This is a genomic window from Streptomyces sp. NPDC050704, from assembly GCF_040654355.1.
GTDB lineage: Bacteria > Actinomycetota > Actinomycetes > Streptomycetales > Streptomycetaceae > Streptomyces.
Map to the genome: position 1 here is coordinate 1 of NZ_JBFAHW010000224.1, position 7177 is coordinate 7177.

Below are 7177 nucleotides of genomic sequence, written 5' to 3' on the forward strand. Positions count from 1 at the left end.
GCGGATCGCCTGTGGCTCTGCTTCGGACTGCGGGCATGGCGAGCTCTCGTTGTGGACTGTCACTGGAGCTACGACGCCGCCGAGCGCTTGCTCACCCGCCAGGCCGTCACCCTGCTCGAGGACCCCGAGCCGTCGTAAGGCATCGATACAGCCTCGGCATCAGTCGCGCCCTGGCCTCCGCCACGGAGCTCCTCCCCGAGGGCGACCGCCGGGCATGGGTCGCCGAGAATTTCGGGATCGTAGGACAGTTGCCCAGTTACCGCGCCACGCTCGACCGAAGCCGCGTGGCCGACCCCAGGACACTGTCACCATCGGGCACATCTGCTGGTCAAGCCCCTGTTGCGGCCCCTCGGGCATCCCGGAACCCAAAACACTTCAGGGTCGCGCACTTGCTCTTGTGTCACTTAGTGACGTACTGTCGCTTGAGGTCATTAGGGAAGAGGGGTGGCCAGGCGCCATGACGACGCAGGAGCGCAGCGGGGGAGGGATGAGTGAGAAGCGGCGTGCGCGGATGCGGCTGGAGATCTCCCGGGAGGCGGCGCGCCTGTTCTGGGAGCAAGGAGTGGCCGCCACGAGCGGCGATCAGATCGCGGAGGCCGTGGGACTGTCCACGCGCACCATCTGGCGGCACTTCCGCAGCAAGGAGAGCTGTGCCGAGCCGATCGTCATGCAGGGCGTTGTCACCCTGATGACGGTGCTGCGCAGCTGGCCCCGGCGTAGTTCCCTCGAAGACCACCTGGTCACGGAACTGGTCAGATTCCGTCAGGAGGCGCCGCCCGTCGATCTTGCCGACGAGATGCTCGCGATGAAGATGATCCGGCTCGCCGACACCGAGCCCGCGCTCCGTACGGCGTGGCTGATGGCCTGCGACCAGACAGAACGCGAGATGTGCGTGATCATCGGTGACCGTCTCGAGCGCCCGTCCGGTGATCTGGAAGTACGGATGCACGCCGCGGCCTCCGCCGCCGTCGTGCGGGTGCTGGACGAGCACATCGGCACCGCCATCCTCGCCGGTGACGATCTCGCAGAGTTCACCGACGTGACGGCCCTCTCCCGGCGTCTCGCCCATGCGATCCGCACGGCCACCGGCGGAGTCGTCGGCGACCCCGTCGACTGAGAACGCCGAGTACCGGCAAGCCCACCGACCGAACTGAAGCGAACCCAGGAGGAGTTGACGTATGTCCGCGACCCCGCGCGAGGTCCCGCGCCTCGCCGTCGAGGACTTCTTCGGCCCGCCGGCCCGTACCCGCGCATCGATCTCGCCGGACGGCACCAGGATCGCCTACCTGGCGCCGTGGCGGGAGCGGTTGAACGTGTGGGTGGAGAGCGTCGACGCGGATGAGGAGGCGCGCTGTGTGACCGCGGACGACAACCGCAGCGTGCACACCTACCACTGGACGGACGATCCGCGGTGGCTGCTCTACGAGCAGGACGGCGACGGGGATGAGAACTGGCACGTCTACCGGGTCGACCTGGAGAATCCGGATGCCGAGGCGGTCGATCTCACCCCCTTCCCCGGGGCCACGGTCGCGGGTTTCGAGACGTCCGTCGCCCGGCCGGGCAGGGCGCTGCTGCATCTGAACCGCAGGGATCCCGCCGAGTTCGACCTCTACGAGCTCGATATCGCCGCGGGTGAGCTGACGTTGCTGGCGGAGAACCCCGGTCAGGTCGCCGGCTGGCTGCACACGCCCGACGGAGATCTGTACGCCCAGACCTGGACGGCCGACGGCGACATCGAGTTCGCGCAGTGGGACACCGGGACGGGGAAGCCGCGCCCGGTCACCACGTTCGACGGCTCGGACTACCCGCTGGGCATCAATCCGTTCCAGCTCACCCCGGACGGCACCGGTCTGTGGCTCGGCTCCAACCGGGGCAGTGACCGGACCCGTCTGGTCCTGCTCGATCTGGCCACCGGTGAGGAGATCGAGGTCGACAGTCACCCGGACTTCGACCTGGACACGCGTTCCACCGTCTTCCCCACGCTGCCGTCGCCGCTCATCCGCAACCGGCACACCGGTGAGCTGATCGGGGCGCGTTACCTGGGCGAGCGGCAGGTGATCCATCCGCTGGACTCGCACTTCGCCGCGGTGCTGGAGAACCTGGAGAAGCTGTCCGACGGTGATCTCTCCGCCGTCTCGTGCGATGTGAGCGGGCGACGCTGGGTCGTCAGCTTCACCCATGACCGTGACCCCCATGTCACCCACTACTACGACCACACCACCGGGGAGAGCCGACTGCTCTTCCGGCCCCATCCGCATCTCGATCCCCGTGTCCTGGCGCCGATGACGCCGGTCACGATCCCCGCACGCGACGGGCTGCGCCTGCCCGCGTACCTGACCCTGCCCCTCGGCGTCGAGCCGACCGGGATCCCGCTGGTCCTGCTGGTCCACGGCGGCCCCTGGCACCGCGACAGCTGGGGCTACAACCCCCTCGTGCAGCTGTTGGCCAACCGCGGATACGCGGTGCTGCAGGTCAACTTCCGCGGCTCGGCCGGCTACGGCAAGACGTTCCTCAAGGCCGCCATCGGCGAGCTGGCCGGGAAGATGCACGACGACCTCATCGACGCCGTCGAGTGGGCCGTCACGGAGGGGTACGCGGACCGGGACCGCGTCGCGATCTTCGGCGGCTCCTACGGCGGCTACGCCACCCTGGTCGGCGTCACCTTCACCCCCGACGTCTTCGCCGCCGCCATCGACTCCTGCGGCCCCTCCAACCTCGTCACCTTCCTGCGGACGGTGCCGGAGTTCGTACGGCCCCACCTGGTCAACAACTGGTACCTCTACGCCGGTGATCCGAGCGACCCTCAGCAGGAGGCGGACCTGCTGGCCCGCTCACCCATCAGCCGGGTTGACCAGATCCGCACACCACTGATGGTGGTTCAGGGCGCCAACGACGTCCGTGTCGTCAAGGCCGAGTCCGACCGGATCGTCGACGCGTTGCGTGCCCGTGGCGTCGAGGTCGAGTACCTGGTCAAGGACGACGAGGGTCACGGCTTCGTGAACCCGGACAACAACATCGACATGTACGACACGGCCGACCGTTTCCTCGCCCGGCACCTGGGCGGACAGCCGAGCGCGGAGTAGCCGACGCCCCGTCGCAGCCGACCTCGGAGCGAAACACCGGGACCTGCGGCCGGCAATCCGCAGGGCAGTGCCCGCAAGCCGTACAGGCCAACGACTACTTGGTGAGTTGATCTCGCAACATGACTGAACCCATACACCCCTCCCAGTCGGCGCCCTGCCCGGACGGACCGGGCAGGATCCCAGGGCGCCAGGCGAAGAAGACACCGCTGGAGCAGATGGGCGGCACGACGGGCCTGGTGTACACGACGCTGCCGATCGTGGCCTTCGTGCTGGCCAACGCCTCCTTCGGGCTGACGGCCGCCGTCGGCACCGCCGTCGGCATCGCGCTGGCGATCTCCGTGCTGCGCCTGGTGCGCAAGGAGCCGCTCCATCCCGCGCTCTCCGGCCTGTTCGGTGTCGCGGTCGCCGCGTTCGTCTCCTGGAAGACCGGATCGGCCAAGGGCTTCTTCCTCACCGGCATCTGGGCCAACTTTGCCCTCGGCGTGCTCTTCCTGCTCTCCGTCCTCGCACGCCGGCCGTTGGCCGGAATCGTCTGGGGCGCCCTCAACGGCACCGGGATCGCCTGGCTGAAGGACAAGCCCTCGCGGCACTACTACGACATCGCCACGCTCACGCTCGTGGGTGTCTTCGCGACCCGGGTCGCCGTGCAGCAGTGGCTGTACGACGAGGACCGCACGGGCTGGCTGGCCGTCGCGAGGATCGCGATGGGCTACCCGCTCCTCGCTCTGGCCTTCCTGGTGGTTCTGTGGGCGGGCCGGCGTTCGGGCAAGCGGCTGAAGGCCCTGGCCGGACAGCAGCCCGCCGGGTCGGTCTGACCGGCCCGCCGATGCCGATGCAGTTCGTCGCCCGACATGCAGAGCGGCGTGAGATCGACCGACTGGTGACCTCGGCGGCCGCCGGGCGTGGTGGTGCTTGCCGCGGCGGAGCCGGTCGGTGATCTCGGCCTACTGCGCCACGCGGCGAAGCTCCTTGAGCTGGATGTCGCAGGGCTCGCCGTCGCGCGCCGGACGCGGCCGGGCAGGTGGTCGTGTCCCTGGATGGAGTGCTGGCGATCGGGCACCCGGGAGAAGCAGGATGCGGCCAACTGCCAGGCCCACTTGTAACGTTCGGCGGGTCGGCCGCACTGAGGGGTATGAGCTATGACGACCTGCGTGCACTGTTTCTCAACTGCACGCTGAAGAAGAGCCCGGAGCGCAGCCACACGCAGGGCCTGATCGACCTCAGCTCGCGGATCATGGAGAAGCAGGGCGTTCAGGTCGATCACCTGCGGCCGATCGATCGGGAGATCGCCACCGGGGTGTGGCCGGACATGACCGAGCACGGCTGGGAACACGACGAGTGGCCGTCGATCTACCAGCGGGTGATGGCCGCCGACATCCTCGTCATCGCCGGTCCGATCTGGCTGGGTGACAACAGCTCGGTCGCCAAACTGGTCATCGAGCGGCTCTATGCCTGTTCGGGCCTGCTCAACGACGCCGGTCAGTACGCCTACTACGGGCGTGTGGGCGGTTGCCTGATCACCGGCAACGAGGACGGCGTCAAGCACTGCGCCATGAACGTCCTGTACAGCCTCCAGCACCTGGGATACACGATCCCGCCCCAGGCGGACGCGGGCTGGATCGGAGAGGCCGGGCCGGGAACCTCCTATCTCGATCCGGGCTCCGGCGGTCCCACCAACGACTTCACCAACAGGAACACCACGTTCATGACGTGGAACCTCCTGCATCTGGCCCGGCTGCTCAAGGACGTCGGTGGCGTTCCGGCGCACGGGAACCAGCGGTCGCAGTGGGACGCCGGGTGCCGGTTCGACTTCGAGAATCCCGAATACCGCTAAAACAGCAACGAAAGGCCGAAAACAATGACCGTCGAGACCGTCCCCACCTGCGCCTACCCGGGCTGCACCAACCCGCCCGAGCCGCCGGCCACCGACGCGCAGGGACCGGCACCCCGCTATTGCGAGCACCCCGAGCACAACGCGCTCGGCGCGTTCAGGAAGTTCCGCGCCAAGCGACAGCAACGCAAGGAGGACAAGCGCGTGGCAGCCGAGGCCAAGAAGGCGGCCAAGGAGGCGGCAAAGGGGGCCCAGGCGCCGGTCGCCGAGCAGTCCTGGCCCGCCGCCTCCGGGCACGCATCCGCTGCCGGAATGGCGCACGGTGCGCCCGGGCACACGCCCGCTACGGAAGCGGTGCCGCAGGCGTCCCCTGGCGAGATGGTGCCCCTGCAGCCCGGACAAGCCCCCGTCTCCGATGCGTCCGAGCAGGCGCCGGTGGAAGCCGTGAACAGTGAAATGGCGGCGATGTCGATGGTCGACGGCGGCCATGTTGCTCAGTCACGCGACGCCCTCGTCGCGCTCATCGAGCAGCTCGCCACCGATCTGCCCGCCTACATCGAGGAGTTGGCGATCATCACGGACTCCGCGGCGGCCGAGGCCCGGATCGAGACGGTCACCCGCGCCTCCGCGCAGCGCATCCTGGCCGCCGAGGAGCGCGCCGCGCTCGCCGAGGAGGCGGGCGACATGGCCGTCGCCGCGCTCGATGCCGCGCAGGAAAAGTTCGCCGAGGAGACCGCCGCGATCCGCGAGGAGACGGCCCGCCAGGTGGCGGACGCCGAATTCGTCCGGGCCGAGCTGGAGCGCTACCGCGAGCGTGTCAGCATGCTCGAGGTCCGGCTCGACGCCGTCCGTGACGAGGCCGACGAGCTGCGCCGCGAGAAGGCCGCGCGCTCCACCACCGAACACGAACAGCCGCGCCCCGCTGAGCAGTAGTGCTGAACGGCCGTCGGCCCACGTGATTTCGGCGTTCCGGTCCAGAACTCCAGCCGCCGTGATCCCCGCTCCCTCCGACGCAAGAGCCGTGCATGTCGTCCAACGCGTCAGCGTTGATCCAGCAATTGATCAAGACAAAGGAGAACGATGCAGAAGGGCGCACTCAAGAAGTGGTCCGCCCGGATTGCGGCCTCCACCGTGATCGCGGCGACCGCCGCCCTCGTCCCGGCCGTCGGCGCCCAGGCCGGCACCCCCCATCAGTTCCGTCTCTGCAACAACGGCCGCGGCTACGACACCGTTGTCGAGTTCCCGAACCAAGGCGCCTACGCGTTCCGCGTGCCTGCCGGAAAGTGCCGGACCGTCTCGCCTCTTGTCGGGACTTCCAACGAGGCGGTCACGCTCTACGCGGTCCAAAGGAGTTGGAAGGGCCCTCGCAGCCACGTTTTCGCCGGGTTCAGCTACGACGACCGGCGGGGCATCGACAGCACCACTACGGGAACCTACGGAGCCGTCAACTGGAGCTGGCGGTAAGCGGAGTTCAAGGCAGGTTCGGCGCGGCAGCCCCGAACCTGCCCTGTGTGTCGGCGGACCGCCGAGCAGGAGCCGGCCGCTGCCTGGCGAGACCCGTCCCCTCGGCGCCACGCTCGGCCACCGGTCCGGCGTGAACACCCAACAGAAACGGAAATCCTCATGAGCCGAACCAAGCGCCCTGTCCTCTGGATCGCCACCATCGCCGTCGTCGTCGTGGCGGCCGTCGGGCTCTACCTCTTCCAGCCCTGGCGGCTGTTCACCACGAATCGCGTGGATGAGGCGGCTCCCGTGGCCACCGGCCAACAGGGGGCTGCGGCCAAGCCGTTGGTAACCGGTAGCTTCATCTCCCACGAGCACGAGACCAGCGGCTCGGTGGAGGTCCAGCCGCTCGCAGACGGGAAGGCGAACCTGCGCCTGACAAACGTGCGTACCTCCGACGGCCCGGCCCTGCACGTGTGGCTCAGCGACCAGCCGGTCAAGCAGGACGGCGGCGGCAACCTCGACGACGGCACCCATGTCGACCTCGGCGACCTCAAAGGCAACGAGGGCAACCAGAACTACGCGATCCCGGCGGGCACCGACCTGAACAAGTTCTCCACGGTGACGATCTGGTGTGAACGCTTCAGCGTGTCGTTCGGCGCGGCCGAGCTGAAGCAGGGCGCCTGACGAACCCATGTCGCGCCGGAAGGCCGTGGAGCGGGTGGCGACGCCACCCCCGCCGGCGCCCGGCGGCAGGCGTGGGCGCCCCCGGCGGGGGGGTCGGCGAGTGGGTGGGTGTGGGGGGGGGGGGGGGGTTTGG

At 68.8% G+C, this 7177-nt stretch carries 7 protein-coding genes; all 7 read left to right on the forward strand.

Annotation, left to right across the window (positions count from 1 at the left end; all coding sequences use genetic code 11):
* Positions 1 to 487: 487 nt before the first annotated feature.
* The 7 genes from AB0I18_RS51075 to AB0I18_RS51105 all read left to right on the forward strand — a co-directional run bounded on the left by AB0I18_RS51075 (position 488) and on the right by AB0I18_RS51105 (position 7044).
* The gene (locus AB0I18_RS51075; protein ID WP_363112725.1) at positions 488 to 1117 is read left to right on the forward strand and encodes a helix-turn-helix domain-containing protein; all 630 of its coding nucleotides are present in this window, start codon (positions 488 to 490) and stop codon (positions 1115 to 1117) included.
* 61 nt (positions 1118 to 1178) lie between these two features.
* Positions 1179 to 3083, forward strand: a complete 1905-nt coding sequence (locus AB0I18_RS51080; protein WP_363112726.1) for a S9 family peptidase — start codon at positions 1179 to 1181, stop codon at positions 3081 to 3083.
* Between the two features lie 119 nt (positions 3084 to 3202).
* On the forward strand, positions 3203 to 3898 hold the full coding sequence (locus tag AB0I18_RS51085; RefSeq protein WP_363112727.1) for a DUF3159 domain-containing protein: 696 nt from the start codon (positions 3203 to 3205) through the stop codon (positions 3896 to 3898).
* Positions 3899 to 4215: 317 nt separating this feature from the next.
* Positions 4216 to 4917: a flavodoxin family protein gene (locus AB0I18_RS51090; protein WP_363112728.1), complete on the forward strand. Its 702-nt coding sequence runs from the start codon at positions 4216 to 4218 to the stop codon at positions 4915 to 4917.
* Positions 4918 to 4941: 24 nt separating this feature from the next.
* Positions 4942 to 5847 carry a hypothetical protein gene (locus AB0I18_RS51095; protein ID WP_363112729.1) on the forward strand — a complete coding sequence of 302 codons (906 nt, stop codon included), beginning with the start codon at positions 4942 to 4944 and terminating at the stop codon, positions 5845 to 5847.
* A 147-nt stretch (positions 5848 to 5994) separates the two neighbouring features.
* The gene (locus AB0I18_RS51100; RefSeq protein ID WP_363112730.1) at positions 5995 to 6378 is read left to right on the forward strand and encodes a hypothetical protein; all 384 of its coding nucleotides are present in this window, start codon (positions 5995 to 5997) and stop codon (positions 6376 to 6378) included.
* A 159-nt stretch (positions 6379 to 6537) separates the two neighbouring features.
* The gene (locus tag AB0I18_RS51105) at positions 6538 to 7044 is read left to right on the forward strand and encodes a DM13 domain-containing protein (RefSeq protein ID WP_363112731.1); all 507 of its coding nucleotides are present in this window, start codon (positions 6538 to 6540) and stop codon (positions 7042 to 7044) included.
* Positions 7045 to 7177: the final 133 nt, after the last annotated feature.

What these genes read in the sequence shown, in the direction of transcription:
- AB0I18_RS51075 (WP_363112725.1), top strand. Translation starts at nt 488, where the DNA reads ATGAGTGAGAAGCGGCGTGCGCGGATGCGGCTGGAGATCTCCCGGGAG.
- AB0I18_RS51080 (WP_363112726.1), top strand. Translation starts at nt 1,179, where the DNA reads ATGTCCGCGACCCCGCGCGAGGTCCCGCGCCTCGCCGTCGAGGACTTC.
- AB0I18_RS51085 (WP_363112727.1), top strand. Translation starts at nt 3,203, where the DNA reads ATGACTGAACCCATACACCCCTCCCAGTCGGCGCCCTGCCCGGACGGA.
- AB0I18_RS51090 (WP_363112728.1), top strand. Translation starts at nt 4,216, where the DNA reads ATGAGCTATGACGACCTGCGTGCACTGTTTCTCAACTGCACGCTGAAG.
- AB0I18_RS51095 (WP_363112729.1), top strand. Translation starts at nt 4,942, where the DNA reads ATGACCGTCGAGACCGTCCCCACCTGCGCCTACCCGGGCTGCACCAAC.
- AB0I18_RS51100 (WP_363112730.1), top strand. Translation starts at nt 5,995, where the DNA reads ATGCAGAAGGGCGCACTCAAGAAGTGGTCCGCCCGGATTGCGGCCTCC.
- AB0I18_RS51105 (WP_363112731.1), top strand. Translation starts at nt 6,538, where the DNA reads ATGAGCCGAACCAAGCGCCCTGTCCTCTGGATCGCCACCATCGCCGTC.